Source organism: Actinospineispora acaciae DSM 45401 (assembly GCF_000620785.1).
Lineage (GTDB): Bacteria > Actinomycetota > Actinomycetes > Mycobacteriales > Pseudonocardiaceae > Pseudonocardia > Pseudonocardia acaciae.
Genome location: NZ_JIAI01000002.1, coordinates 906,845 through 933,656, shown reverse-complemented (window position 1 = coordinate 933,656; position 26,812 = coordinate 906,845). Strand labels below are relative to the sequence as shown.

Annotated in this window: 24 protein-coding genes; 3 read left to right on the top strand and 21 right to left on the bottom strand. The window is 73.7% G+C overall.

The genetic code is table 11. The annotated features are described in order from the left end of the window. Nucleotides 1-31 precede the first annotated feature (31 nt). From dapB to truB, 10 genes are all read right to left on the bottom strand, one after another. Nucleotides 32-808: a 4-hydroxy-tetrahydrodipicolinate reductase gene (gene dapB, locus N912_RS0114045; protein ID WP_211261233.1), complete on the bottom strand. Its 777-nt coding sequence runs from the start codon at nt 806-808 to the stop codon at nt 32-34. A gap of 43 nt (nt 809-851) precedes the next feature. Continuing rightward, nucleotides 852-1,334: a DUF456 domain-containing protein gene (locus N912_RS0114040; protein ID WP_028922929.1), complete on the bottom strand. Its 483-nt coding sequence runs from the start codon at nt 1,332-1,334 to the stop codon at nt 852-854. Beyond that, on the bottom strand, nt 1,331-2,656 hold the full coding sequence (locus N912_RS51785; protein WP_051580154.1) for a styrene monooxygenase/indole monooxygenase family protein: 1,326 nt from the start codon (nt 2,654-2,656) through the stop codon (nt 1,331-1,333). The genes N912_RS0114040 and N912_RS51785 overlap by 4 nt, the downstream gene beginning before the upstream one ends. A gap of 80 nt (nt 2,657-2,736) precedes the next feature. Beyond that, nucleotides 2,737-4,062, bottom strand: a complete 1,326-nt coding sequence (locus tag N912_RS0114030; RefSeq protein WP_037064363.1) for a M16 family metallopeptidase — start codon at nt 4,060-4,062, stop codon at nt 2,737-2,739. After that, nucleotides 4,059-6,314 (bottom strand): polyribonucleotide nucleotidyltransferase, encoded by a 2,256-nt coding sequence (locus N912_RS0114025; protein ID WP_028922927.1) that lies wholly within the window; start codon nt 6,312-6,314, stop codon nt 4,059-4,061. The genes N912_RS0114030 and N912_RS0114025 overlap by 4 nt, the downstream gene beginning before the upstream one ends. 220 nt (nt 6,315-6,534) lie before the next feature. Then, nucleotides 6,535-6,804: a 30S ribosomal protein S15 gene (gene rpsO / locus N912_RS0114020; protein WP_028922926.1), complete on the bottom strand. Its 270-nt coding sequence runs from the start codon at nt 6,802-6,804 to the stop codon at nt 6,535-6,537. Nucleotides 6,805-6,941: 137 nt separating this feature from the next. Further along, complete coding sequence (locus tag N912_RS60300) at nt 6,942-7,526, bottom strand: 2'-5' RNA ligase family protein (protein ID WP_051580153.1); 585 nt, start codon at nt 7,524-7,526, stop codon at nt 6,942-6,944. Then, nucleotides 7,523-8,062, bottom strand: coding sequence for a hypothetical protein (locus tag N912_RS0114010; protein ID WP_051580152.1), 540 nt, complete (start codon nt 8,060-8,062; stop codon nt 7,523-7,525). The genes N912_RS60300 and N912_RS0114010 overlap by 4 nt, the downstream gene beginning before the upstream one ends. Nucleotides 8,063-8,154: 92 nt before the next feature. Beyond that, nucleotides 8,155-9,096 (bottom strand): bifunctional riboflavin kinase/FAD synthetase, encoded by a 942-nt coding sequence (locus tag N912_RS0114005; RefSeq protein ID WP_028922924.1) that lies wholly within the window; start codon nt 9,094-9,096, stop codon nt 8,155-8,157. A 10-nt stretch (nt 9,097-9,106) separates the two neighbouring features. Then, nucleotides 9,107-10,015 carry a tRNA pseudouridine(55) synthase TruB gene (gene truB / locus N912_RS0114000; protein ID WP_037064361.1) on the bottom strand — a complete coding sequence of 303 codons (909 nt, stop codon included), beginning with the start codon at nt 10,013-10,015 and terminating at the stop codon, nt 9,107-9,109. 110 nt (nt 10,016-10,125) lie between these two features. On the opposite strand from truB, the gene N912_RS51775 reads away from it, so the two are divergent. Further along, nucleotides 10,126-11,523, top strand: a complete 1,398-nt coding sequence (locus N912_RS51775; RefSeq protein ID WP_037064359.1) for a cation:dicarboxylate symporter family transporter — start codon at nt 10,126-10,128, stop codon at nt 11,521-11,523. A 165-nt stretch (nt 11,524-11,688) separates the two neighbouring features. Here the strand turns inward: N912_RS51775 and N912_RS0113990 are convergent, their stop codons facing one another. The 6 genes from N912_RS0113990 to N912_RS51770 all read right to left on the bottom strand — a co-directional run bounded on the left by N912_RS0113990 (nt 11,689) and on the right by N912_RS51770 (nt 19,368). Continuing rightward, nucleotides 11,689-13,053 carry an MFS transporter gene (locus tag N912_RS0113990; protein WP_028922922.1) on the bottom strand — a complete coding sequence of 455 codons (1,365 nt, stop codon included), beginning with the start codon at nt 13,051-13,053 and terminating at the stop codon, nt 11,689-11,691. Next, nucleotides 13,050-13,487, bottom strand: coding sequence for a MarR family winged helix-turn-helix transcriptional regulator (locus tag N912_RS0113985; protein WP_028922921.1), 438 nt, complete (start codon nt 13,485-13,487; stop codon nt 13,050-13,052). The genes N912_RS0113990 and N912_RS0113985 overlap by 4 nt, the downstream gene beginning before the upstream one ends. Nucleotides 13,488-13,552: 65 nt before the next feature. Beyond that, complete coding sequence (locus N912_RS0113980) at nt 13,553-15,046, bottom strand: hypothetical protein (RefSeq protein ID WP_156993545.1); 1,494 nt, start codon at nt 15,044-15,046, stop codon at nt 13,553-13,555. Nucleotides 15,047-15,082: 36 nt separating this feature from the next. Continuing rightward, a complete protein-coding gene (locus N912_RS0113975) occupies nt 15,083-16,423 on the bottom strand; it encodes an MATE family efflux transporter (RefSeq protein WP_051580298.1) in 1,341 nt (446 codons plus the stop codon). A gap of 55 nt (nt 16,424-16,478) precedes the next feature. Further along, nucleotides 16,479-18,080, bottom strand: coding sequence for an amidohydrolase (locus N912_RS0113970; RefSeq protein ID WP_028922918.1), 1,602 nt, complete (start codon nt 18,078-18,080; stop codon nt 16,479-16,481). Further along, nucleotides 18,073-19,368, bottom strand: a complete 1,296-nt coding sequence (locus N912_RS51770) for an MFS transporter (protein WP_051580151.1) — start codon at nt 19,366-19,368, stop codon at nt 18,073-18,075. Before N912_RS51770 ends, N912_RS0113970 begins: the two co-directional genes overlap by 8 nt. Nucleotides 19,369-19,436: 68 nt before the next feature. Between N912_RS51770 and N912_RS51765 the strand changes: the two genes are divergently transcribed. After that, nucleotides 19,437-20,969, top strand: a complete 1,533-nt coding sequence (locus tag N912_RS51765; protein ID WP_051580150.1) for a PucR family transcriptional regulator — start codon at nt 19,437-19,439, stop codon at nt 20,967-20,969. Here N912_RS51765 and N912_RS51760 read toward each other — a convergent pair. After that, entirely contained in the window at nt 20,949-21,581 is a 633-nt protein-coding gene (locus tag N912_RS51760; protein ID WP_211261231.1) for a TetR/AcrR family transcriptional regulator, read from the bottom strand. The genes N912_RS51765 and N912_RS51760 overlap by 21 nt on opposite strands. A 64-nt stretch (nt 21,582-21,645) precedes the next feature. Here N912_RS51760 and N912_RS0113950 point away from each other — a divergent pair, with 64 nt between their 5' ends. Next, on the top strand, nt 21,646-22,440 hold the full coding sequence (locus tag N912_RS0113950) for an SDR family NAD(P)-dependent oxidoreductase (RefSeq protein WP_051580148.1): 795 nt from the start codon (nt 21,646-21,648) through the stop codon (nt 22,438-22,440). A gap of 36 nt (nt 22,441-22,476) precedes the next feature. On the opposite strand, the gene rbfA is transcribed toward N912_RS0113950, so the two are convergent. From rbfA to N912_RS62030, 4 genes are all read right to left on the bottom strand, one after another. Beyond that, complete coding sequence (gene rbfA, locus N912_RS0113945; RefSeq protein ID WP_028922916.1) at nt 22,477-22,926, bottom strand: 30S ribosome-binding factor RbfA; 450 nt, start codon at nt 22,924-22,926, stop codon at nt 22,477-22,479. Nucleotides 22,927-22,944: 18 nt separating this feature from the next. Further along, nucleotides 22,945-23,241, bottom strand: a complete 297-nt coding sequence (locus N912_RS0113940; protein ID WP_028922915.1) for a DUF503 domain-containing protein — start codon at nt 23,239-23,241, stop codon at nt 22,945-22,947. 49 nt (nt 23,242-23,290) lie between these two features. Beyond that, nucleotides 23,291-26,308 (bottom strand): translation initiation factor IF-2, encoded by a 3,018-nt coding sequence (infB, locus tag N912_RS0113935; protein ID WP_028922914.1) that lies wholly within the window; start codon nt 26,306-26,308, stop codon nt 23,291-23,293. A gap of 94 nt (nt 26,309-26,402) precedes the next feature. Further along, nucleotides 26,403-26,795 carry a YlxR family protein gene (locus tag N912_RS62030; RefSeq protein ID WP_084210932.1) on the bottom strand — a complete coding sequence of 131 codons (393 nt, stop codon included), beginning with the start codon at nt 26,793-26,795 and terminating at the stop codon, nt 26,403-26,405. Between the last annotated feature and the right edge of the window lie 17 nt (nt 26,796-26,812).

Sequence of the window (26,812 nt, the reverse complement as noted above, 5' to 3'; positions counted from 1 at the left end):
AGCCGGCCCCGCGCCTGACAAATATCCCGACTCACCCTGACGAAATCCCCGACTCGCCGAAGAGTATGGGCTCCAGCCCCACCGTCAGGCCGGGGTGGGTGAGGACGTGGCGGATGCCCATGAGGACGCCGGGCATGAAGGACGAGCGGTTGAACGAGTCGTGGCGGATGGTCAGGGTCTCGCCTTCGGTGCCGAACACGACTTCTTGGTGGGCGACCAGGCCGGGGATGCGGACGGAGTGCACGTGCACGCCGTCTACCAGGGCGCCTCTTGCGCCGGGGAGTTCTTGGGTGGTGGCGTCGGGCATGGGTGGGGAGGAGGCGGCGGCGCGGGCGGCGGCGATCTGGGAGGCGGTGTGCGCGGCGGTGCCGGAGGGGGCGTCGACCTTGCCGGCGTGGTGCAGCTCGATCACCTCGGCGGAGTCGAAGAACCGGGCGGCGAGGCGGGCGAAGTGCATGCCGAGCACCGCGCCGACGCCGAAGTTGGGCGCGACCAGCGCGCCGAGCGCGGGCTTGTGCTCCAGCCAGCCGCGCACGGTGGCCAGCCTCTCCGCGTCGAAACCGCTGGTGCCGACCACGCACGCGATGTCGTGGTCGATGCAGAACCTGATGTTGTCCAGCACCACGTCCGGGCGGGTGAAGTCGACGACCACCTGGGCGCCCGCGTCGGCGACGTTGAACAGCCAGTCGCCGACGTCCACCATCGCGACCAGGTCCAGGCCCTCGGCTGCCTCCACCGCCCGGCAGACCTCGACGCCCATCCGCCCCCGGGCGCCCAGCACCGCGACCTGGATCGGGTCCTCGCTCACCCGCACACCTCCACATCCGCCGACGATCCCGGCAGCCTAGTCGTCACCCGACGACCATCCCGACGATCCAGGCCGCGGTGGCCAGCAGCCCGGCGGCAAGCTCGATCAGGATGCTCCAGCCCACCGCGCGCAGCGCCTCCTTGGTGGACGGCCAGGCCTGGTCGTGTGACCGCGGCCGGGCCAGCTCGGCCAGGTAGACCCCGAGCACGAAGCCGAGGAACAGCCCGATCACCGGGATCACGAAGAACCCGACGATGCCGAGCACCGCGCCGGCCAGCAGCGTGCGCCCCGGCACCCCGGCCGCCCGCAGCGCGCGCCCGGGAAGCAGGAACTTCGCGATGGTGCCGAGCACGGCGATGCCGACCGCCGCGCCCAGCACCGTCCAGCCGACCACGTCGTTGCGGGGCACCGCCCACACCGCGATGCCGGCCACCACCAGCAGCAGGCCGGGGATCACCGTCACCACGATCCCCAGCAGGCCGACGGCCACCAGCACCGCCGCCACCACCGTCGGCCATACGCTCATGCCCGGGAGTATGCCGCCCCGCTCGCGATCTTGTGCCCGATGACCTTGCGGGCCACGCCGAGCTTGTAGCGCAGCAGGTCCGAACCGCGCACCCCGTGCTCGCGCAGGAACGCCCGCGCCGCGCCGGGCTCGGCGAACCACGGGAACAGCGCGGTCGGGTCGCCGAAGCCGTCGAAGAACGCGGTGCCGATGTCGGGGTGGCGGGAGGCCGCGAGCAGCAGCTCGCGCTGGAAGCCGGCGAGCGGCTCGAGCATGGCGTTGGAGAACAGGTTGACGAACCGGCCGTACGCCCAGAACTGGTCGAACGTGGAGGCCAGCCAGTCGGCGCCGAAGGCCTCGTCCCCCCGCTCCTCCAGCCGCTCGGCGAAGAACCGCGCCATCCGGGTGGCGTTGTTCGCGCCCTGCCCGGCCAGCGGGTCGTTCAGGATGACCGCGTCACCAAGGCCCAGGACGTGCCGGCCGGACGGCAGCCGGGCGACGGGGTCACGGACGGTCGGCGTGATCGCGCCGGTCAGCCAGGTGACCGGGCTGGTCGCCGAGGCGGGCGCGAGGAACCGGGCCTCCCAGGGCAACAGGTCGCGGACCAGGCCGCGCAGCACGTCCACGCCCTGGTCGGCCGACTCGACGGCGGTGAACCGGTCCGCCGCGCCGCCGGGCACGGCCTCGAGCACGATGCTCAGGCAGACGCCCGCGTCCTTGTCCAGGAACGGCACCCAGAACATCTCCACCACGCCGGGGACGAACGAGAACTTCAGCTGCTTGTGGCCGACCCCGGCGGCCAGGTCGTAGTCGCGGATGTTCACCATGAACACGTTGCGCCGGGGCCTGTCGAGCACGCTGCGCGCCGGGTCGCGGGCGAACAGGGACGGGCCGCCTCCGTGGCCGACCGTGACCACCGCCAGGTCGTGCTCGGCGGCCAGCGCGTCCAGCCGCTCCACCGACACCTTCTCGACCACCACCGACGCGCCCCGGGCCGCCAGCTCGCGCAGGCCCCGGGAGAACTTCAGCCGCTGGTCGACGGCCAATGCCGGCAGCCGGGGCGAGGCGATGACGGAGAACAGGATCAGCTTGTCCGGGGCGCACAGGTCGAGGTGGATGCGCTCGATGCTGGGCGCGGTGCCCTCCCAGAAGTTCAGCCCCAGCTCACGCTCGTGCACCACCTGCTCGCCGAACAGGCACGCGGTCGGCCGGCCCCGGTCCGCGAGGTAGTCCTCGGGCGTGCGGTCGGAGTACAGCGTGACGGCGAAACCGCGGCGCAACAGCTCGGCGCCCAACACGATGCCGGCCTGACCCGCCCCGATGATCCCGACCGACCGTGCCATGCCCGGCCCCCGTCCGATCCCGCCCCTTGTGGCGTGCGCCACAGATCATCATCGACTGTGATCACAGCTGTGGCTAGGGGTCAGAGGAGCGTCAGCGCATTCGGCAGGTCGTCGACTGTGCGGTAAGGGCCGACCACGGCGGCGGTGAGCGGGCGGGTCAGGACCTCGGCGGCCACGGTGGCCACCTCGTCGAGGTCGACGGCGTCGATCCGGTCCAGGCTCTCCCGCAGCGAGCGCTGCCGGCCGTGGTCGATCTCGAGGCGTCCGATCCGGTTCATCCGGGAGCCGGTGTCCTCCAGCCCGAGCACCAGGCCGCCGCGCATCGCGCCCTTGGCCCTGGTCACCTCGGCGGCGGTGAGCGCGCCGCCGGCCACCTCGGACAGGACGCGGCGGGTCACCTCGACGACCTCGCCGAGCCGGTCGGGCTGGCAGCCGGCGTAGACCGCGAGCTGGCCGGCATCGGCGTAGTTGGTGGTCCCGGAGTAGACGGAGTACGCCAGGCCGCGTTGCTCGCGGACCTCCTGGAAGAGGCGTGAGCTCAGCCCTCCGCCGAGCGCGGTGTTGAGCACGTCGAGGGCCACCCGGTGCGGGTCGTCGCGGCCGAGGCCGGGCACGCCGAGCATCAGGTGCGCCTGCTCGGTGTCCTCGCCGAGCAGGGTCAGCCCTGGCCGGGTGGTCGGCGGGCCACCGAAGTCGGCGGGCGTGTCCGCGGCCGGATCAACGCCGGCCGGGAACGCGTCGGAGACCAGCTCCACCATCCGCTCGTGCTCGACGTTCCCGGCGGCGGCCACCACCATCCGGGGCGGGGTGTAGTGCCGGCGCCAGAACGCGTGCAGCCGGTCCCTGGTCATCGCCTCGATGGAGGCCTGGGTACCGATCACCGGCCGGCCCAGCGGGTGCTCGCCGAACAGCGCGGTGTCGAACACCTCGCCGAGCAGGTCCTCCGGGTCGTCGGCGCGCATCGCGATCTCTTCGAGCACCACCGCGCGCTCCAGCTCGACCGCGGCGGGCGCCATGGTCGCGGCGGTCACCACGTCGGAGAGCAGATCCACCGCGAGCGGCAGGTCGGAGTCGAGCACGTGGGCGAAGAAGCAGGTGTGGTCCTTGGCGGTGAACGCGTTGAGCTCACCGCCGACCGCGTCGATCTCCTCGGCGATCTGGATGGCGGAGCGGCGGGCGGTGCCCTTGAACAGCAGGTGTTCCAGGTAGTGGGCGGCGCCGGCCTCGCCGACGGTCTCGTGCCGGGAGCCGGCCGCGATCCAGACCCCGACCGACGCCGAGCACACCCCCGGCACCCGCTCGGTGACCACCCGGAGCCCGCCGTCCAGCGTGCTCCGGGTGACCGAGTCGGGCTCCGGGGTGCCCGCGCCGCCGGGCGTCGATCCCGACGGTGCGAGCAGCGTCAACTGACCGGCGTCCCCTCACTGGGTTCCGCGGCGGCCGGCTCGGTCGACTCCACGGCTGGTTCGGCAGAGGCGGTCTCCTCGACCACCGGGACCAGCGAGACCTTGCCCCGGTTGTCGATGTCCACCACCTCGACGCGCAGCTTGTCGCCGACCTTGACCACGTCCTCGACCTTGCCGATGCGCTTGCCGTTGCCCAGCTTGGAGATGTGCACCAGGCCGTCCTTGCCGGGCACCAGCGAGACGAACGCCCCGAACGCGGCGGTCTTGACCACCGTGCCGAGGAACCGCTCGCCCACCTTCGGCAGCTGCGGGTTGGCGATCGCGTTGATCTTGGCGATGGCGGCCTCGGCGGACGGGCCGTCGGCCGCGCCCACGTAGATGGTGCCGTCGTCCTCGATGGAGATGTCCGCGCCGGTCTCCTCGGTGATCGAGTTGATCATCTTGCCCTTCGGGCCGATGACCTCGCCGATCTTGTCCACCGGGATCTTCACGCTGGTCACCCGCGGGGCGTACGGGCTCATCTCGTCCGGCTGGTCGATCGCCTCGGCGAGCACGGACAGGATGGTCAGCCGGGCGTCGCGGGCCTGCGCCAGCGCCTTGGCCAGCACCTCGGACGGGATGCCGTCCAGCTTGGTGTCCAGCTGCAGCGCGGTCACGAAGTCCTTGGTGCCGGCGACCTTGAAGTCCATGTCGCCGTAGGCGTCCTCGGCGCCGAGGATGTCGGTCAGCGCGACGAACTCCTTCTGGCCGCCCACCTCGTCGGAGACCAGGCCCATGGCGATGCCGGCCACCGGGGCCAGCAGCGGCACGCCGGCGTTGAGCAGCGACAGCGTGGACGCGCACACCGAGCCCATGGACGTCGAGCCGTTCGAGCCCAGCGCCTCGGAGACCTGGCGGATGGCGTACGGGAACGCCTCCCGGCTGGGCAGCACCGGCAGCAGCGCCCGCTCGGCCAGCGCGCCGTGGCCGATCTCGCGGCGCTTGGGCGAGCCGACCCGGCCGGTCTCACCGGTGGAGTACGGCGGGAAGTTGTAGTTGTGCATGTAGCGCTTGCGCGTCTCCGGGGACAGCGTGTCCAGCTGCTGTTCCATGCGCAGCATGTTCAGCGTGGTGACGCCCATGATCTGGGTCTCGCCGCGCTCGAACAGCGCCGAGCCGTGCGCCCTGGGCACCACCTCGACCTCGGCGGACAGCGGCCGGATGTCGGTGATGCCGCGCCCGTCGATGCGGACCTTCTCGCGCAGGATGCGCTGGCGGACCAGCTTCTTGGTGACCGCCCGCAGCGCGCCGCCCAGCTCCTTCTCCCGGCCCTCGAACTTCTCGCCGAGCCGGTCCAGCACCTCGGCCTTGAGCTCGTCCAGCCGGGCCTCGCGGGCCTGCTTGTCGCCGATGGTCAGCGCCTGCGCCAGCTCGCCGGAGATCGCGTCGGAGACGGCCTCCAGCGCGTCGGGCTGGTAGGCCGGGTAGGTCGGGAACTCGGCGGTCGGCTTCGCGGCGGCCTGGTACAGCTCCTGCTGCGCCTCGCACAGGACGCGGATGAACGGCTTGGCGGCCTCCAGGCCGGCGGCCACGACCTCCTCGGTGGGCGCGGTGGCGCCGCCCTCGACCAGCTCGATCGTCCGCTCGGTGGCCTCCGCCTCGACCATCATGATCGCCACATCGGTGTCGGCGATGCGGCCCGCCACGACCATGTCGAACACGGCGCGCTCGAGCTGCTCGTAGGTCGGGAAGGCGACCCACTGGCCGTCGATCAGGGCCACCCGGACGCCGCCGACCGGCCCGGAGAAGGGCAGCCCGGAGATCTGGGTGGACGCCGACGCGGCGTTGATGGCCAGCACGTCGTAGGGGTCCTGCGGGTGCAGCGAGAGCACCGTGATCACGACCTGGACCTCGTTGCGCAGGCCGTCCACGAAGGTCGGGCGCAGCGGCCGGTCGATGAGCCGGCAGGCCAGGATGGCGTCGGTGGACGGGCGGCCCTCGCGGCGGAAGAACGAGCCGGGGATGCGCCCGGCCGCGTACATCCGCTCCTCCACGTCGATGGTCAACGGGAAGAAGTCGAACTGTTCCTTGGGCTGCTTGGACGCCGTGGTGGCGGACAGCAGCATGGTCTCGTCGTCCAGGTAGGCGGCGACGGAGCCGGCGGCCTGGCGGGCCAGCCGGCCGGTCTCGAACCGGACGGTCCTGGTGCCGAAACTGCCGTTGTCGATGACCGCGGTGGTCTCGTGCACCCCTTCTCGGGTGGGATCTGACATGAAGCGATCGCTCCTCTGTGCTGAGGCCGACCGCGAGGTCCGGAGCGAGGCCGGTCTTCGATCGAAGTCCCCGCGCGGTGTCGTACCGCCTTCCGGAGACCACTACCGAGGACCGGCGGATCGGATGTGTCCGTCCGGAGACCGCGGCGGCCCGTTGGCCTTGTGTAGTTCTTTATGCCGGTGGGGGGAGCGCTTGCCCGCGCTCCCCCCACCGGTTACGTCATCGACGCAGCCCGAGCCGCTCGATCAGCGAGCGGTAGCGGGACACGTCTACCTTCCTGAGGTACTGCAGCAGCCGCCGGCGGCGGCCGACCATGAGCAGCAGGCCTCGACGCGAGTGGTGGTCGTGCTTGTGCTGCTTGAGGTGTTCGGTGAGGCCGACGATGCGCTTGGTCAGCAACGCGACCTGGGCTTCCGGCGAACCGGTGTCCGACTCGTGCACGCCGTAGTCGGTGAGGATGGTCTTCTTCTCGGCGGCGGAAAGTGCCACGGGCGGGGTACTCCTCGATTCTGTGCTGTGCCGTGCGGTCCGCGCCCGGACTCGGCCGGCGCGGGGCATCTCGATGTCGATGCCGAGGTCGGCCGCCACGGACCGCAGCCGTACCCGAATGTCAAGGCTAGCAGGTGCTATCCGCCCGCCGACGCGGACCGGCTCGGGGCGGCGTGGCGCGGCGCCTCCCCCAGTGGGACCGCCAGTGGGACCGCCAGTGGTACGCGGTGCAGCACCGCGTACCGGGGCTGGCCGACGCCGAGCTCGGAGTATGCCAGGCACACCTCGGCCGGGCGCCACCACGGGCCCCGGTGGGTGGCCAGCGGACCCCGGGCCGGCGGCGCGTCCCGGCGCCGGGAGGTGCGCGCCAGCGTGATGTGGCCCCGGAAGCCGGCGGGGTCGCCACCGGCGGCCAGCACCAGCGCGGCCAGCGCGTCGGCGTCCGCCGTGCCCGAGGGCAGCACCCGCAGCGCCGCCACCCCGCCGAAGGACACCACGCCGGCCATCCGCAGCGCCGGCGCCGCGAGCCCGACGGCCGCCGACTCCAGCCGCCGGGCCAGCACACCTGGCTCGGCGGCGCCGTGGACGTGCAGCGTGACCAGCCAGTCCTCGCTCGGCACCGGGCGCCATCCCTCCGGCGGCCAGTCCGGGTGGCCGTCCAGCTCGGCCGCCAGCCCGGCCGTCACCTCGGGCGGCGGCCACAGCGCGGTGAACAGCCTCATCCCGACCGCCGGTCCGAGGAGGTGACGGCCGCGCGGCGCAACAGCTCGGCGATCGCCGGGAAGCGCGGCCCGAGCACGCTCGCGGCCGCGGCCAGCTGGGCCGGCTCGGCCACCGCGCGCAGCATCTCGGCCGGGTCCCTGGGCGCCGCCGACCCGGGCATGCCCAGGTGCGGGCGGCTCTGCTTGACGTGGGCGAGCAGCTCCTCGGCCCGCACCTGCTCGCCGGGCGAGAGCCGCCGCACGTAGCGGTCCAGCAGCGCCATCCTGGCCAGCACCGCCGGGTCGCCGATCTTGACCCGGCGCGCGGACACCAGCTGGCTGAGCATGGCGGTGCTCAGGCCCAGCCCGTCGGCCAGCCGGGCCTGGGACACCCCGAGCACCGTCTGCATCCGGCGGATCCGGTCGCCCAGCGGCTCGCCGTAGATCTCCCGCTGCCTGGCCATGTTGCGCGCGAACACGGCGCGCTCGGCCGGCTCCCCGGTGGCCTTGGCCGCCGGCCGGAGCGGGTCGTGATGTGCCCGGTTGTCCAGTGTCACACTGACCCCGTTCCTCCACGCCCCCGCGCACCTGCATGCTCGCAGCCGCGACCGGCCCGGCGGGGCGAAACGGGGAAACCGGGGCCGATATCTCAGGGAGCGAGCAGCTCGCGGACCCTGGCCACGTCCCGGCCCATCTGCTCGACCAGCGCGGGGACGCTGTCGAAGCGGTCCATGCCGCGCAGCCGGTCGACGAAGTCGAGCGCCACGTGGTGGCCGTAGTAGTCCTCGTCCACGTCCAGCACGTACGCCTCCACCGTGCGCTGGCGGCCGGAGAACGTGGGGTTGGTGCCGATCGAGGTGGCCGCCGGCAGCCGCCGGCCGCCGTGCACGAACCAGGACGCGTAGATGCCGTCGGCGGGCACGGCGGAGTAGCGCGGCGGCTCCACGTTCGCGGTCGGGAAGCCCAGCTCGTGCCCCCGCCGGTCGCCCCGGACCACCACGCCCTCCACCCGGTGCGGGCGGCCCAGCGCCTGCGCGGCCAGCGCCACGTCGCCGCCGTCGATGCAGGACCGGATGTAGGTCGAGGAGTAGGTCACGCCGTCGTGCGGGTCGTTGGTGTCCGTGATCAGTTGCAGGCCCTCGACGCCGAAGCCGAACCGCCGCCCGTACTGGCGCAGCAGCGGCACGTCACCGCGCGCGCCGTGCCCGAAGGTGAAGTTCTCCCCCACCACGACCGCCGCCGCGTGCAGCCGCTCCACCAGCACCTCGTGGGCGAACTCGTCGGCGGGCATCTTGGCCATCTCGGTGCTGAACGGCAGCACGCAGAACGCCGAGACGCCCAGCTCGGCAACCAGTTCGGCACGGCGGGCCAGCGTGGTCAGCTGCGCGGGGTGGTGGCCGGGGCGGATCACCTCGGTGGGATGCGGGTCGAAGGTGACCAGCACCGACGGCAGCCCTCGCTCGGCCGCGACCGAGACCGCGCGCCTGATCAGCTTCTGGTGCCCCCGGTGCACCCCGTCGAACACTCCGACGGTGACCACGCTGCGCCCCCAGCCAGTGGGCACGTCCTCCAGGCCTCGCCAGCGCAGCACGACAACGAGCCTACGCAGGCGCCTGCGACGCCCCGGCCGGGGCCAGCACCAGCACCGGCTTCGCCCGCCCGTCCGCCTCCTTGACCAGCGCCAGCGCGCGCCCGTCCGGATCGATCACCGCGTAGACGCCGTCGATGCCGGCCGTGTCGAGCGGCCGGCCGTGGGACAGGGCGGCCGCCTCGTCGGGGGATGCGGTGCGCAGCCGGAAGGCGGTGGCCACCGCGGCGTCCAGCGGATGGGTCAGCTCCGGCCGCTCGGCCAGTTGGTCCAGGGTGCGCGCGGCGTCCAGGTGGAACGGGCCGACCCGGGTGCGGCGCAGCGCGGTGAGGTGGCCGCCGACGCCGAGGCCGGCGCCCAGGTCGCGGGCGAGCGCGCGCACGTAGGTGCCGGAGGAGCACTCGACGCGCACGTCCAGGTCGGTGTGGTCGGGGCCGCGGCGGATCGCGTCCAGGGCGAACTCCGCGACCGTGACCGGCCGGGCCGCCAGCTCGACGCGCTCGCCGGCGCGCACCCTGGCGTAGGCCCGCTCGCCGTTCACCTTGATCGCGCTGACCGCGCTGGGCACCTGCTCGATCGCGCCGGTCAGCTCGGCCATCCCGGCCCGGACCGCGCCCTCGCCGACGTTCGCCGCCGCGCCGGCGTCCGCGCGCGCCAGCTCGTCGCCCTCGGCGTCGTCGGTGCTGGTCGTGACGCCGAGGCGGACGGTCGCGGCGTACGCCTTGGTGTCCAGCGCGAGGTGGCCGAGCAGCCGGGTGGCCCTGCCGACGCCGAGCACCAGCACGCCGGTGGCCATCGGGTCCAGGGTGCCGGCGTGCCCGATCTTGCGGGTGCCCAGCAGCCGGCGCAGCCGGCCGACCACGTCGTGCGAGGTCATGCCGGCCGGCTTGTCCACCACCACGAGACCGGGCGCGATCGTCATGCCGCCATGCTGCACTAGGTGTGGCAGGGACCTTCGGTGGCGGTAAAGAATGCTCGCGCGCGACCGTTCGATTACCTAATGTGACCGCAACCACGCCACGAGGAGGCGGCATGTCCGACCAAGCCACCACCGACGCTTCCGCGACGCCAACCCCCGGCGGCCGCGCCTACCGCAAGCTGTGGTTCTGGATCCTGGTGGCGATCGCGGGCGGCATCGTGCTCGGCCTCGTCGCGCCCGGGGTGGCGAAGAACACCAAGTGGCTGGCGGATCTCTTCGTCCAGCTCATCAAGATCATCACCGGGCCGGTGATCTTCTGCACCATCGTGGTGGGCATCGCCTCGCTGGGCAACCTGGCCCGCGCCGGTGGGCTGGCGCTGCGCGCGCTGGTCTACTTCCTGCTCGCCACGATCGTCTCGCTGGCGCTCGGCCTGGTGGTGGCCAACATCGTCCAACCGGGGGCCGGGTTCGCCGCCGCGCCCAGCCCGGCGGACCTCAAGCAGGCCCAGTCCCAGATGGGCAACGCCACCCAGGACGCCGGCGTGGTCGAGTTCATCAGCAAGGACCTGTTCCCCAGCAGTTTCCTGGGCCCGTTCGTGAGCAACCAGCTGCTGCAGGTGGTGGTGCTGGCGATCCTCACCGCGTGCGCGATCTCGATGCTCGCGCCGGCGCTGCGCGAGCGGGTGGTCGGCGCGGTCGACCTGATCAGCAAGGTCATCTTCGCGCTGATCCGGATCATCATGTGGGCGGCCCCGGTCGGCGCGTTCGGCGGGATGGCCTACACGGTGGCCGTCTTCGGCGGCGGGGCGCTGGGCAACCTGCTCAAGCTCATGGTCACGTTCTGGGCGACCTGCGCGGTGTTCGTGGTGGTGGCGCTGGGTGCGGTGGCCGCGTGGAGCGGGTTCAACGTCTTCAAGTTCATCCGGCTGATCAAGGACGAGCTGTTGATCATCGTGGGCACCTCGTCCTCGGAGACGGTGCTGCCCCGGCTGCTCACCAAGCTGGAGTCCGCCGGGGCGTCGCGGCAGACGGTCGGCGTGGTGATTCCCACCGGCTACTCGTTCAACCTGGACGGCACCTGCATCTACCTGAGCATGGGTGCGCTGTTCATCCTGCAGGCGGGCGGCGTGCACATGCCGGTCGGCACCCAGATCGCGCTGCTCGCGCTGATGGTGCTCACCTCCAAGGGCGCCGCGGGCATCACCGGAGCCGGCCTGGTCACCCTGGCCGCCTCGCTGCAGGCCTTCGGCGGCGAGTTCTTCCCGCCGGAGGCGATCTCGATCGGCATCGCGATAGTGGTCGGCATCGACCGGGTGATGAGCGAGGGCCGCGCGCTGACCAACTGCATCGGCAACGGGGTGGCCACCATGGTCATCGCGAAGCTGCAGGGCGAGCGGGACGACGCCCGGTTCCAGGCGGTGCTGGACGACCCACGGCTGGTGGACGAGGCGATGCTCGCGCTCAGCCACGGCTCCACGCGGGACACCGCAACCGAGCCCGCACACACCTGAGCACTTCGCCCGTACCACACGCACCGTCCGCACCAGCTCCTTGATCATCAGGCCACCAGCGTTGTTTCGAGGCCGCTATAACAACCGTGATGACCTGATGATCATGGGAAAGGAGCGGTACGAACGCGAGCGGCTGGTGCGGCGGAGTCGTGGTCGGGGCCGGCGTTATCGGCGGCGGTTGAGGATCGCGGCGGTCAGGAGGACGGCGGAGGCGGCGGCCACCACCAGGCCCATCCGGTGCAGGCCGGGGTCGGAGGGCGGGCCGGCGAAGGTCAGTTCGAGTACGGCGGCGGCCAGGTTCGCGCCTATGTACTGGGAGGTCCGGTACAGCCCGGACGCGGCACCGACCGACCGTCGGTCTGCCGCCCGGAACATCTCGGTCTGGTTGCCCACGTTGTTGAACCCGTTCGGCAGCCCGAGCAGCGCGCTCACCGCGACCAGCAGCCACAGCGCGGTCCCGGAGTGCAGCGGCCCGGCCAGCAGCAGCCCGCCGAGCAGCAGCGCCGCCGAGCCGACGATCAGCAACGGCCGGGGGCCGCGCCGGCGCTCCAGCCGGGTGGCCGCGAGCACGGTGGCGGCGCCGAACGCGGCCAGCGGCAGCATCACCAGGCCGGTGAGCGTGACGTCAAGGCGCCGGCCCTGCTCCAGCCACTGCGGCAGCCCGTAGAAGATCAGGTAGAACGCCGTGTACGTCAGGCCGACGCGCAGGTAGGTGCCGGTCAGCGCGGTGTTGCCGGCCAGGGCGCGCAGGTCCAGGAACGGCTCGGCGGCGCGCAGCTCGCGCCAGACCAGCGCCGCGAGCGCGGCCAGGAACACCGGCAGCAGCCACCACCGCACGCCGGTGGTCAGCGAGAGCAGCAGCGCCATCAGCGCGGTCATCGCGACGGTGAACGCCGCCATCCCCGGTATGTCCAGCCGCCGCAGCAGGTGCCCGCCCGGGTGGGCGCGGCCCGGAGGCAGCGCGCGCAGGGCCAGCGCGCTGCCCAGCGCCACCATCGGCAGGTTGGCCAGGAACACCGCCTGCCAGCCGAACGCGCCGACCAGCACCCCGCCCAGGCTGGGGCCCAGCGCCACGGTGACCTGACCGCTGACCGCCAGCAGGCCCAACGTGCCGGTGGCCGAGCCGCCGCGCCGGTCGGTGTCGGCACGCAGCAGCGCGACGGCGGCCGGGTACTGGGCGGCGGTGCCCACGCCGAGCAGCACCCGGATCGCGATCAGCCAGCCCAGCCCGGGCACGAACGGGGTGGCCGCGCTGGCCAGCCCGACCAGCGTCATGCCGGCCAGGTACACCCTCCTGGCGCCGACCAGGTCGGCGAGCCGGCCCATCGCCGGCGCGGCCACCGCGGTGGTGATGTACAGGCCGGAGACCAGCCAGGACGCCGCCGCGCCGGCGTCGAACTCGGTGCGGATGGACACCAGCGCGACGGCGATCATCGACGAGTTGAGCGGCTGCAGCACGGTGCCGAGCAGGATCGTCGCGAGGAACAGCGGCCTCGCCGTCGTTCCGGTCCTGGTGGCGGCGCGGGTCACTCCGGCTCCGCCGCCAGCCGGTCCAGCAGCCGGCCGGCCAGCGCGAGCAGGTCGCGCTCCACGTCGGTCAGCCGCTCGGCCATCGCGGTGGCCAGCCAGGCGTCACGCCGTGCCCGGTCGGACTCCAGCAGCTCCCGGCCGGCCTGGCTCACCCGCAGCAGCACCTGCCGGCCGTCGCGGGGGTCCGGCTCGCGGATCACCAGGCCGGCGTCCACCAGGTCGGCCACGGCGCGGGCGGCGGACTGCTGGGCGATCCCCTCCACGGCGGCCAGCTCGCTGGTGGTGGCCGGGCCGGAGCGGTCCAGGTGGCCGAGGAAGGTCACCTTGGTCAGCCCTAGGCCGTGGGCCCGCCGCTCGTGTCGCAGCCGCCGGGCCAGCCGCATCACGCTGGTGCGCAGCTCGTGGGCGGTTTCGGCCTGCAGTGCGGCGGTCATATACACAGCTTAGCTGTGCAGTTTTGACGAAAGGCGTTAGAAACTACACAGGCGAGCTGTGATTCTCAGCAGGGGCCGGGGCCGTCGTGGAGGCGCAGCTGGATCGGGTCGGCCACGGTGGCCCCGCCCGCCTCCGGGGACCACAGCGCCTGCCGGCCGTCGGCGCTGCCCACCCAGGCCACCGCCGTGCGGGTCGGCGGCGGCGCCCATCCCGCATACGGCACCGCGCCCGCGCCCGGTGGCGGGGTCGGGGTCGGGGGCGACCAGCAGACCCAGACCGGCTCGATGCCGCCCCACCGGCCGGGCAGCTCGCCGGGCGCCGGGCCGGCCTGGTGCCAGGCCACGCTCGCGGACAGCGCCAGCAGCGCCGCCGCGTACACCGTCCCGAACAGCGCGACCATCGAGGCCGGCGGCAGCTCGCGCCGCCGGCCGGTCGCGTCCAGCCCGCGCAGCCACCCCCAGAACGCCCCGGCCAGCGCCAGCCCGGCCAGCGCCGTGACCGCGAAGAACGCCCCGGACCACCAGCGCTGCGCGAACGTGAGGGAGACGTCGGTGGCGCGCAGTCCCAGCCGGTCCAGGTAGACGGCGTCGAGCAGGTCCCCCACCGGCGCGGCGACCAGCACCAGGGCCAACGGCACGCCGACGGCCACCGCCCGCACCGGCACCTCGGCCGGCAGCAGCCGCAGCGCGACCGGGGTGAGCACGGCCAGCAGCACCGCCGAGAAGATGATCACAACCAACGGCGGCACCGGGATGCGCGCCGCCACCCTGGCCGCCACCAGCAACACCAGCAGCGCGACGGACAGCGCCAGCGCCCGCCCGCGCACCCGCGCCAGCGACCGGCGCCGGCCGGCCAGCAGGTGCACAACCAGCAGGGCCACCAGCACGCACAGCATCGACGCGGCCAGCAGCAGCACCCAGGTCCGCTGGTCCAGCCACGGCCCGACGGTGGCCACCAGCATGACCAGCAGCGGCAGCACGCACAGCCCGGCGAGCACGTCGATCCGGGCGCGGCGGCGGCGCTCGCCCGGCTCCGGGACCACCGGCGGGCGCGCGGCGTCGACGTCCAGCGACCAGGCCGACGCGGCCACCGCGAACCGCCGGTTCAGCTCGTCCGGCTCGGCCGGGCCGAAGATCAGCACGTCCGGCGAGGCCGGCCAGGCCAGCTCCTCGGCGGCCGGCTCGGGCCGGGCGGTGGCGGGGTCGGCGGTGGCCGCGCCGACCACCGTGCCGTCCAGGCCTGCGGCGTGTAATCGGGCCACCGCCTTGGCGGCCAGCCGCTGCTTGGCCACCGAGGCGCTCCCGGTGGCCACCCCGGAGGCCTCCAGCAGGGCGGGGACCGGTGCGGCGGCGTCGGTCCTGGGCGCCGGCTCGGCCCGCCCCCGGCGGCGGCGCAGCGCGGCGGTGCCCAGCCGGGCGCCGGTGATCCGACGCCAGCGCAGCTCCGGGTCGGCGGTGAGCCGACGCCAGCCCGCCGCGCCGAGGTCGGCCACCTCGACGATCACCTTGCAGTGCCGCTCTCCCGCCGCGAGCCGACGAACGTAGCTGGTCAGCGACATGATCACTCCGGTACCGAGACGGGGCGCTCCGACTGGTCAGGAGCGCACCGCGCCGAGCACCGCCCACGATCCGGAGTGGGTGCGCGCGACCACGCTGGCCAGCCTGACCAGCATGAACATAGCCAGGCCGGTCCAGATGCCGGCCAGCCCCCAGCCGAACGCCAGGGAAGCCCAGATCAGCGGCAGGAAACCGAGGCCGGCGCCGAGCAGCGTGGCGGTACGCAGGAAGCCCGCGTCCCCGGCGCCGAGCAGCACCCCGTCCAGCGCGAACACCACGCCCGCGATCGGCTGCAGCGCCACGAAGAACCACCAGGCCACCGGCATCGCGTCGAGCACCGCCTGGTCGTTGGTGAACGCGCGCGGCAGCACCCCGGCCAGCGCGGCGAAGATCACTCCGAACGCGCACCCCAGCACCAGCCCGTAGCGGGTCACCCGCCAGGCCAGCGCGTGCGCCCGGCTCGCGCCGCCGGCCCCGAGCGTCGCGCCGATCAGCGACTGCGCCGCGATGGCCAGCGAGTCCAGCACCAGGGCCTGGAAGTTCCACAGCTGCAGCACCACCTGGTGCGCCGCGACCGGGGCGGCGCCGAAGCGGGCCGCGACCGCGGCGGCGGACAGGTAGCAGGCCTGGAAGCCGAGGCTGCGCAGCACCAGGTCGCGGCCCATGGTGAGCTGGCCGCGCAGCACCGCCGGCACCGGCGCCAGCGACACCCGCTCGGAGAGCAGCGCCCTGCCGAACAGCACGGCCGCGACCACCTGCCCGGCCACGTTGGCCACCGCCGAGCCGACCATCCCCAGCTCCGGCAGCGGCCCCGGCCCGTACACCAGCAGCGGGCAGGCCAGCGCGGAGAGCCCGTTGCCGACCAGCACGTAGCGCATCGGGCGGGCGGTGTCCTGCAGCCCGCGCATCCAGCCGTTGCCGGCCATGGTGACCAGCACCAGCGGCGCGCCGAACAGCGCCACCCGCAGCCAGGAGATCGCCGCGTCCGCCACCGGACCGGTCCCACCGGCCAGCCCCCTGGCGACCGGGCCGGCCACCAGCTGCCCGATGACCACCAGCAGCACCCCGATGCCCAGCGCCAGCCAGGTCGACTGCACGCCCTCCACGATCGCGTCGGTGCGCCGCCCGGCGCCGTGCAGCCGCGCCGCCCGGGCGGTGGTGCCGTAGGACAGGAACGTCAGCTGGGTCGACACCTGGGCGAGCAGCACCGCGCCGATCGCCAGCCCGGCCAGCGGCACCGCGCCCAGGTGCCCCACCACCGCCGTGTCCACCAGCAGGTACAGCGGCTCGGCGGCGAGCACCAGCAGCGCCGGCACCGCCAGCCGGAGCACCTCGCGCGCGCCGGCGTTCTCAGTTCGCGGCTCCCCCACGCCGCTCAGCCTGCCGCGCGACCCCGACAACCACGACCGCGCGGGCCGCCGGGAGTGGCCGAAGTCACTCGGTGGCGACCCGGCCGTCGAGGACGGTCAGCCGGACGCCCAGCTCGCGGATCCGGTCCGGCGGCTGCGCCTCCAGGTCGGCGTCCAGGACCACGATGTCGGCCAGCTTGCCCGGGGTCAGCGAGCCGATCCGGTCCTCCATGCCCAGCGCGTACGCCGCGTCCAGGGTGTGCGCGCGCAGCGCCTCCGGCAGCGTCATGGCCTGTTCGGCGCCGATGTCCCCGCCCTCCCGGGTGCGGCGGGTGACGGCGTTGGTGATCGTCTCCAGCGGGCGCAGGCTGGACACGAACGAGTCGCTGGACAGCGCCGGCGCCAGCCCGGCGTCCAGCTCCTCGCGAATCGGCTGCAGGCGGTGCGCCCGCGAGCCCAGCCGGCGCAGGAAGTCACCGCCGCTGTCGTGGAGGAAGTTGGGCTGGTTCACCGGGATCACGCCGAGCCCGGCGAACCGCCTGATCTGTGCGGGCGTGGGGTAGCCGCAGTGCTCGATACGCGGGCGGAAGTCGGCTCCGTACGCGCGGGCGCCCGCCTCGATGGCCCGCAGCGAGTTCTCCATGGCCAGGTCGCCCTGGGTGTGGATGGCCACCCGCCAGCCCGCGCGCGCGGCCCGTTCCACCAGGTCGGCGAGCTGCTCGGCGGGCCAGTAGAGGCTGCCCGCCAGCTCGCCGTGCTCGCCGTAGGGCTCGGAGAACACGGCGGTGCCGCCGATCAGGGTGCCGTCGCTGTAGAACTTCATCGCGCCCAGGCTGAGCCGGTCGTCGCCGAACGGGCCGGCCAGGCCGACCTGGGACAGCGCGTCGAGCTGGTGCGACAGCGGCATCGCGACGGTCCGCACCGGCAGCCAGCCGCCGGCCCGCGCGGCCCGGTAGACGCGCAGCTCGCGCGCGGAGACCTGGGGGTCGGCCACGGTGGTCAGGCCGGCCGCGAGGTAGTGCCGGCCGGCGTCGCGCAACCATCCGGCCAGGTGCTCGAACGGCAGGTCGGTGTGGAAGTTCGGGCCGTGGCAGCCGATCTCGACCGCGAGCGGCAGCAGCAGCTGCATGGCCGAGTCCAGCACCATGCCGGTCGGCCCGCCGTCGGTGTCGCGCAGGAACGCCCCGCCCGGCGGGTCGGCCACCTCGCGTCCGATGTTGCGCAGGGCCAGCGCCGTCGAGTTGACCACCGCCTGGTGCCCGGAGACGTGGTAGAGGATCACCGGGTGCTCGGTGGTGGCGTCGTCGAGCTGGCGGCGGGTGGGGCGGCCCTCGGGGTACTTCGCGTCGTCCATGCCGAAGCCTCGGATCCACTGCCCGGGCGGGGTGTCCGCCGCCGCGTCGGCCACCAGCTTCGTCAGGTCGGCGACGCTGCGCGCGGTGGGATAGCGGACGTCCAGCGCGGCCAGCGACTCGGCGGTGGACAGCAGGTGGTTGTGCGGGTCGACGAAGCCGGGCAGCACGGTGCGCCCGCCCACGTCGATCCGCCGGGCGCCGGGGTCCGCGCGGCGGTGCGCGTCCTTCCCCAGAGAAAGTATGCGGTTGTCCCGGACGAGGATCGTGTCCGTGCGCGGGGTGTCCGCGTCCATGGTCAGCGCCCGCGCGTTGTGCAACAGCAGGTCAGGCACCGGCGGCCTCCTCCGTCCGGGCGGCGGGCGCGGGATCGTGGAACCGGGGCGCGCCGACCAGGCAGCCGATGCTCACCAGGCACATCAGCACCAGCAGTGCCACCACCGGCGCGATGCCCCCGAACGCGGCCAGCAGCGCGGTGCAGACCAGCGGCGAGAAGCCGCCGAAGATCGCGCCGGCCACCTGGTAGGACAGCGAGATGCTGGTGTAGCGGGCGGCCGGCGGGAACATCTGCGCCAGCACCGCCGCGATCGGCCCGTAGGTGGCCGCCAGCACCAGCCGCATCACCGCCAGCACCGTGAAGATCAGCGCGGTGGAGCCGCTGGACATGACCAGGAACTGCGGCGCGGCCAGCACCGCCACCGCTACGAGGCCGACGACCACCACCCGGCGGGCGCCGAACCTGTCGCCCAGCCAGGCCAGGCCCACGGTGGCCACCAGCTCCACGAACGAGGCGAACGTCAGCCCGCCGAGCACCAGCCGCTCGTCCACCTTCAGGTCGGTGGTGGCGTAGCCGAGCAGGAACGTGGTCACGATGTAATAGCCGCCCACCGCGACCGGCAGCACGCCGATGCCGCGCAGGATCGTCCGCCAGGAGCCGCGCAGCGCGGCCCGCACCGGCAGCTCGGGGCTTGTGGTGTCGGCCCTTGCGCGCAGGAACACCGGCGACTCGGCCACCTTCAGCCGAACCACCAGCCCCACCAGCACCAGCACCGCCGAGAGCAGGAACGGCAGCCGCCAGCCCCAGTCCCGCAGCGCGGCGTCGCCGTAGCCGGAGAGCAGCCCGAACAACCCGGTGGCCAGCAGCGCCCCGGCCGGGTTGCCCAACTGCGCGAACGAGCCGAAGAAGGTCTTGTTCTTCGCCGGCGCGTGCTCGACGGCCATCAGCACCGCACCGCCCCACTCGCCGCCGACCGCGAGCCCCTGCGCGAACCGCAGCACCACCAGCAGCACCGGCGCCAGCGCCCCCACCGCGGCGTAGGTCGGCAGCAGGCCGACCGCGAAGGTGGCCACCCCCATGATCAGCAACGTGGTGACCAGCGCGGCCTTGCGCCCGACCCGGTCGCCGAAGTGCCCGAACACCACACCGCCCAGCGGCCTGGCCAAAAAGCCCACCGCGTAGGTGGCGAACGAGGCCATCAGGCCGACGAACGGGCTGGTGCCGGGCGGGAAGAACAGCGTGCCGAAGACCAGGCTGGCCGCCGTCGCATAGGCGTAGAAGTCGTACCACTCGATGGTGGTGCCGACGAACGCGGCGAGCGCCGCGCGCCGGGCTGGCGTGTTCATGGGCGCACGCTAGCCCTCATCCGCGCCGTGCCATGCCGTACGATTCGTACATCGAACGTGATTCTTTTGTGCGTGATGCACAGCAGGGGCGGCTCACCGTCGACGCGCTGCTGGGGATGGACGGCCTGGAGCTCGGGCTGCTGGCCGGCGCCGGTGGGATCCACCGCGAGGTCCGGTGGGCGCACGCGATCGAGCTGGCCGACCCGGTGCCGTGGCTGCGCGGCGGCGAGCTGGTGCTCACCATCGGCCTGGGGCTTCCGGCCGGCGAGGCGGGCCGGCGGGACTATGTGCGGCGGCTGGCCGAGGCGGGGTGCGCCGGGCTGGGCTTCGCCGCCGAGGTGCTCGACGCGCTGCCGCCCGAGGTGCTGGCCACCGCCGAGGAGCTGGACTTCCCGGTGGTCGGGGTGCTCGGCGCCACCCCGTTCCTCGCGGTCAGCCAGGCGGTGGCCGGCTGGTACTCGGACGCGGCGGTGCGCGCGGAGCGCCGGGCGGTCACCGTGCAGGAGGCGGTCGCCCGCGCCGCGCTGCGGTCCGGTGCCCCGGGGATCGTCGGCGCCCTGGCCAGGGGCATCGACGGCCAGGCGATGCTGCTCGACGCGGGCGGCCGGGTCCGCGCGGCGCATCCCAGGGGCGAGCAGGACTGGCACCGGCGGGCCCGCGAGCTGGTCGCCGAGGTCCGGGGCGGCGGACGGGCCGCCGTCGCGGAGCAGCACCGGGGCAGCTACCTGATGGTGCACAGCGTGGGCGGCGCCGGCCGTCCGCGCGGCTGGCTCGCGGTCGCCGGCCCGTCGCACCAGCGGCTGCTGGTCGCCCACGCCGCGACCCTGCTCGCCGTCACCATGCTCGGCATCCGCGCCGTCCGGTCCCGGCTGCACGAGCAGCGGGCCAGGATGTTCGCGCCGCTGCTGGACGGTTCCGAAGCCGAGCCGGACCCGGGCCTGCTGCCCGATCCGCCGTACGAGGTCATGCTGCTGTCCGGTAACGACCTGCTGTCGCCGGCGCTGGACGGCCTCGACGACATCATCGGACGGGCCGAGGTCCGCGACCGGGTGCTGCTGCGCCCCGAGGCGGACGGGCTGGTGGCGGTGCTGCCGCTGGCCCGGCCCCGGCTGGGTCCGAGGCTGCGCGAGCGGGTGGCCGAGCTCGGCGGGGTCGAGGTCCGGGCCGGCGCGGCCACCGCGCCCACCGCCGCCGACCTGCCCGCCGCGGTGGCCAGGGCCAGGGACCTGCTCCCCCGGGCGCCGGGCTATGCGCACGCCGACGACGTGTCGGCGTGGTCGCTGCTGCGCGACGGCCTCGCCCCGGGCGCGCTGGCCTCGTTCACCTCGACGGTGCTCGCGCCGCTGCACGACTACGACCGCCGCACCGGCACCGGCCTGGCCGCGTCGCTGCGCGCGTACCTGGACGCGGACTCCAACCTGGAGGCGGCGGCCGCCGCGCTCGGAGTGCACCGCAACACCCTGCGCGCCCGGCTGAGGACCGCGCAGCGGGTGGCCGGCCGCCGCCTGGACACGCCGAGGGACCGCCTCGAGCTGTGGCTGGCGCTGTCCGCGCCCGACCTGCTCGGCGCGGTTCGCGAGCTACCCGGTCCCCCGTCCTGAGCCGGCCGCCGAGGCCTGGTCCAGGAGGTGCTCGGCGAGCGCGCGGGCGCATCCCGCCGGGCCGTCGGGGCCGAGCGCGTGGGCGGACGCGGTGAAGCCTTCCATGACGAGCACGAGCCGGTCGGCGAGCAGGGTCGGGTCGTCGACGGGGGTGGTGTTCGCCAGCTCGGCGGTGAGGGCGCGGACGGTGGCGCGGATCCAGGCCTTCATGGCCACCGCGTGCCGGTGGGCGGGCAGCGCCTGGTCGGGCACCTCGGTGAGCGTCATCAGGAAGACGCAGCCCCGGCACCGGGACGACGGCGGTAGCTCGGCCTCCAGCACGTCGAACAGCGCCATGATCCGTTCCCGGGGGTGCCGCCCGTCGTCGGCCACCGCGTCCAGGATGCGCCGCCGCTGCTCCTCGCCGGCCCGCTCCACGTAGGCCGCGACGAGGTCGTCCTTCGAGTCGAACAGCCGGTAGAGCGTGGTCGGCGCGATGCCCGCCTCTGCGGCGACGGTGTCGACCCCGGTGGCCCTGATGCCGCGCCAGTAGAACAGCTCGTGGGCCACCTGGAGGATGTGCTCGCGCGTCTGCGCCGAGGTCCGGCGCGGCGGTCCCGGTTGTCGTGCCACGGGCCGAAGTATACGGTGATTACGTTAGGGAACGTTCCCTAACATCAGGGCGGGAGGCGTCGACGTGGGGAAACTGGACGGCAGGACGGCGTTGGTGACCGGGGCGTCGCGGGGCATCGGGCGCGCCGTCGCGCTGCGGCTGGCCGAGGAGGGTGCGCTGGTCGCCGTGCACTACGGCGGCAACGAGGCCGCGGCGGCGGACACGGTCGCGACGATCCGCAACCGGGGCGGGGAGGCCTTCGCCGTGCGGGCCGAGCTCGGCGTCCCCGGCGACGTCGACGCGCTGTTCGCCGGGCTGGCCGCCGGCCTGGGCGAGCGACCGCTGGACATCCTGGTGAACAATGCGGCGATCATCACCCGCACGGCCACCATGGAGGCCGCGACGCCGGAGGAGTTCGACCGGTTGTTCGCGGTCAACGTGCGGGCGCCGTTCTTCATCACCCAGCGCGCGCTGCGCCTCATGCCCGACGGCGGCCGGATCGTCAACGTGTCCTCCGGGGCCACCTGGTTCGCCACCCCGGAGACGGTCTACGCGATGACCAAGGGCGCGCTCAACGTGCTGGGACGGTCCCTGGCCCAGTCCGCCGGCGCGCGCGGGATCACGGTGAACACGGTCTCCCCCGGCATCACCGCCACCGACATGAACTCCTGGCTCGACGACCCCGAGGCCGCGCGCCAGGTCTCCACCATGGTCGCCCTCGGCCGACCGGGGCAGCCGGCCGACGTCGGCGACGCGGTCGCGTTCTTCGCCTCCGACGACGCCCGATGGATCACCGGGCAGACCGTCGAGGTCAACGGCGGCCTGCTCCTCGGGCCGCCGGTCGAGCCACCGGCCGCCGCCGCACCCGTGAGTGGCTAAGGGTGCTATGACGCCCCTAGCCACTCACGGGTCGGGTCAGGCCTCGTCGGGTTCCTCGCGCGGCGCCCGGTAGGGGTCGGCGTCGCCGGCCGGTTTCGCGCCGGCGGCCAGCCTGGCCACCTGGGCGTCGGAGTCGCGGGCCTGGGCGAGCAGCTCGTCGAACCGGCTCGCGGCCTCGGGGACGGCGTCGCGCACGAACGTCAGCGTCGGGGTGAACCGGACGCCGGTGCGCTGGCCCACCATCGAGCGCAGCACGCCGGTGGCGCTGGCCAGCGCGGCGGCGGCGCCGTTGACGTCCGGCTCGGCGTCCACCGTCTCGCCCAGCACCGTGTAGTACACCGTGGCGTCGTGCAGGTCACCGGTGACGCGCGCATCCGTGATCGTGACCTTCGCCAGCCGGGGGTCCTTCACCTCGTGCTCCAGCGCGGACGCCACGATCTGCGCGATCCGCTTCGCCAGCCGGCTGGCCCTCGCGTGGTCCACCATGGTGCTCATCCCCGTCCGTCACTCGTCGTGCGGGCCGATGATCCGCTGCCGGGCGGAGAGCAGCTCCAGCTCCGGACGAGCGGCCACCATCCGCTCGCACTGATCCAACACCTCGATCACATGGCCGGCGTCCGGGGCCACGCAGCTCACCCCGATCAACGCCCGCCGGTGCAGGTCGAGGTGGCCGGCCTCGGCGACGGCCACCTCGTGGCGGCGGCGCAGCTCGGCCAGCAGCGGGCGGACCAGTGACCGCTTCCGCTTCAGCGAGCCGACGTCGCCGAACAGCACGTCCAGCTCCAACGCTCCTACGTACATGGTGATCGGCCCCGAGGGGGCGGTGGCTCCCCGCCCCCTCGTTCGACCGTTACGCCCTCGGCTTCTCCCGCATCTCGAACGTCTCGATGACGTCACCGACCTTGATGTCGTTGTACGAACCGAGGGTGAGACCGCACTCGAAGCCCTCGCGGACCTCGACCACGTCGTCCTTGAACCGCCGCAGCGAGCTGACCGGCTGGTTCTCCACCACCACGACGTTGTCCCGCAGCAGCCGGGCGCGGGCGTTGCGCCGGATCTCGCCGGAGAGGACCATGCAGCCGGCGATCATGCCGACCTTGGACGAGCGGAACACCTCGCGGACCTCCGCGCGGCCCAGCTCGACCTCCTCGTACTCCGGCTTGAGCATGCCGCGCAGGGCCTGCTCGATCTCGTCGATGGCCTGGTAGATCACCGAGTAGTAGCGGATCTCCACGCCCTCGCGGTTGGCCAGCTCGGTGGCCTTGCCCTCGGCCCGGACGTTGAACCCGAGCACGATGGTGTTGTCCGCGATGGCGAGGTTGATGTCGCCCTCGGTGATGCCACCGACGCCGCGGTGGATCACCCGCAGCTCGACGTCGTCCCCGACCTCGATCTTCATCAGGGCTTCCTCGAGCGCCTCGACGGTACCCGAGTTGTCACCCTTGATGATCAGGTTGAGGCTGTCGGTCTCCTTCAGCGCGGCGTCCAGGTCCTCCAGGCTGACCCGCTTGCGGCGCGAGGCCAGCTCGGCGTTGCGCTCCCGCGCGCGGCGGCGGTCGGCGATCTGGCGGGCCACCCGGTCCTCGTCGACGACCAGGAAGGTGTCGCCGGCGCCGGGCACCGAGGTGAACCCGATGACCTGGACCGGACGGGACGGGAGCGCCTCGGAGACGTCCCCGCCGTATTCGTCGAGCATCCGCCGTACCCGGCCGGAGGCGTCCCCGGCCACCACGGAGTCGCCGATCCGCAGCGTGCCGCGCTGCACCAGCACGGTGGCCACCGGACCGCGGCCTCGGTCCAGGTGCGCCTCGATCGCCACGCCCTGGGCCTCCATGTTCGGGTTGGCCCGCAGGTCCAGCGCGGCGTCCGCGGTGAGCAGGATCGCCTCGAGGAGCTGGTCGATGTTGATGTTCTCGCGGGCGGAGATGTCCACGAACATCGTGTCGCCGCCGTACTCCTCGGCCACCAGGTTGTACTCGGTGAGCTGCTGGCGGATCTTGGCCGGGTTGGCGCCCTCTTTGTCGATCTTGTTGACGGCCACCACGATCGGCACGTTGGCCGCCTGGGCGTGGTTGATCGCCTCCACCGTCTGGGGCATCACGCCGTCGTCCGCCGCCACCACGATGACCGCGATGTCGGTGGACTTGGCGCCCCGGGCACGCATGGCGGTGAACGCCTCGTGACCTGGGGTGTCGATGAAGGTGATCAGCCGCTCGTCACCCTCCAGCTCGGTGGCCACCTGGTAGGCGCCGATGTGCTGGGTGATCCCGCCGGCCTCGGTCGCGACCACGTTGGTCTTGCGGATCGCGTCCAGCAGGCGGGTCTTGCCGTGGTCGACGTGACCCATGACGGTCACGACCGGCGGCCTGACCTCGAGGTCCTCGTCGTCGCCCGCGTCCTCCCCGAACGAGATGTCGAAGGAGTCCAGCAGCTCGCGGTCCTCCTCCTCCGGGGAGACCACCTGGACCTGGTAGTTCATCTCGGTGCCGAGCAGCTCGAGCACCTCGTCGGCCACCGACTGGGTCGCGGTGACCATCTCACCGAGGTGGAACAACACCTGGACCAGCGACGCGGGGTTCGCGTTGATCTTGTCCGCGAAGTCGGTCAGCGACGCGCCCCTGGGCAGCCGGATGACCTCGCCCTTGCCCTTGGGCAGCCGCACGCCACCGACGCTGGGCGCCTGCATGGCGTCGTACTCCTGGCGCTTCTGCCGCTTCGACTTGCGGCCCTTGCGCGCCGGGCCGCCGGGACGGCCGAACGCGCCGGCCGCGCCACCGCGACCACGGCCGCCGCCACCGGGACGACCACCGCCGCCTCGGAAGCCACCGCCGGCCGGGGCGCCCGCGCCGGGGCCACCGCCGCCGCCGCGGAAACCGCCGCCACCACCGGGACGGCCACCGCCGCCACCGCCGGGGCGACCGCCACCGCCGCCGGGACGGCCGCCGGGGCCACCCCTACCGCCGCCGGGGCCGCCACGGCCGCCGCCGGGACCGCCGGCCGGACGGCCGGGCATCATCCCCGGGTTCGGCCGGGGCGGCATCATGCCGGGGTTCGGACGCGGGCCACCCGGCCCGGACGGCCCGGGCCGCGAGCCACCGGACGGCCTGTTGCCGGCGCCGCCACCGGGACGCGGCGGCTGGTCCTGGCGAGGCGGGCCGGGGCGCGGCGCCTGCGAGCGCTGCGGCGGCGCTCCGGAACCGACGCCGAACGGGTTGTTGCCGACCCTGGGCGTGCGCGGGCCCGGCTTGGGGGCCTGCCGGCGCGGCGGCACCACGGCCGTCGAGTCAGCACCGCCGGAACCGCCGGCCGCGGCGGCCGGCTGCTCGGGAGCCGGTGCCTGCGGCGCGGCGGGCGGCGGCGCGGGCGCGGCCGGGGGCTGCGCGGCGGCGGCCGGCTGGGCCGGTTGCGCTGGCTGAGCCGGTTGTGCCTGGGGCCGGGCGGCCGGCGGCGGGCCGGGTCGAGCCGACGGTGCCGGCGCCGAGGGCCGGGGCCCGGACGGGCGTGGGCCCGGACGCGGACCCGGGGCGGCCGGGCGGGCCTGGCCACGGTCGGCCGGGGCTCCACCGTCGGCGGCGGCGCCGTTCCTGTCGTCCCTGGCCGGGGCGGGAGCCGCCGGAGCACCACCCGCGCTCGGCGCCGCCGGGCGCGGACCGGAGCCCGGACGACGACCTCGGCCCGGTGTCCTGCCGCCGCCGGAACCACCGGAGCCGCCGGCCATCGCCTCCCGCAGCTTGCGGGCGACCGGTGCTTCCACGGTGGAGGACGGCGACTTCACGTACTCGCCGAGGTCTTGCAGCTTGCTCAGAACTTGCTTGCTGGTTACGCCGAGCTCTTTCGCGAGCTCGTGTACGCGGGCCTTGCCTGCCACTGCTCTCCTCTTGCTCGAAAGGCCGGGCGGCAGGATCCCGCACGACCTCGTTCTACTGTCGCAGCACGTTCATGGTGCGATCTTCACGGCTGGCTCATGACGGGTCGACCTGACTCTCGTGATCCAGGTGCGAGACGGTCTCGCACTTCGGTCTGGGTTGAAGGTACTGCCACACGGCCTCGACGGCGAGCGGACCGGGGACGCGCAGCGCCCTCGGGAACGCCCTCCGCCGCTCCGCGCGACGCAGGCAGTCCAGGTCGCGGTGCAGCCAGGCACCTCGACCGGGAAGCCGCCGTCTCGGATCCGGAACGACTGCCCCGGAGACCTCGACGACACGCAACAACCCGGTGGCCTCGGACCGTGACCGACACCCGACACACGTGCGCACCGGGGCCGTACGTGGCGTCCGGTCCGGAGACTCGCGCGCGGGATCTTGGTCGCGGCTCAAGGCCACCGAAAGTGTAGCGCGTCCGGCTTGACCGCTCATGTTCACGCCTGTGAACA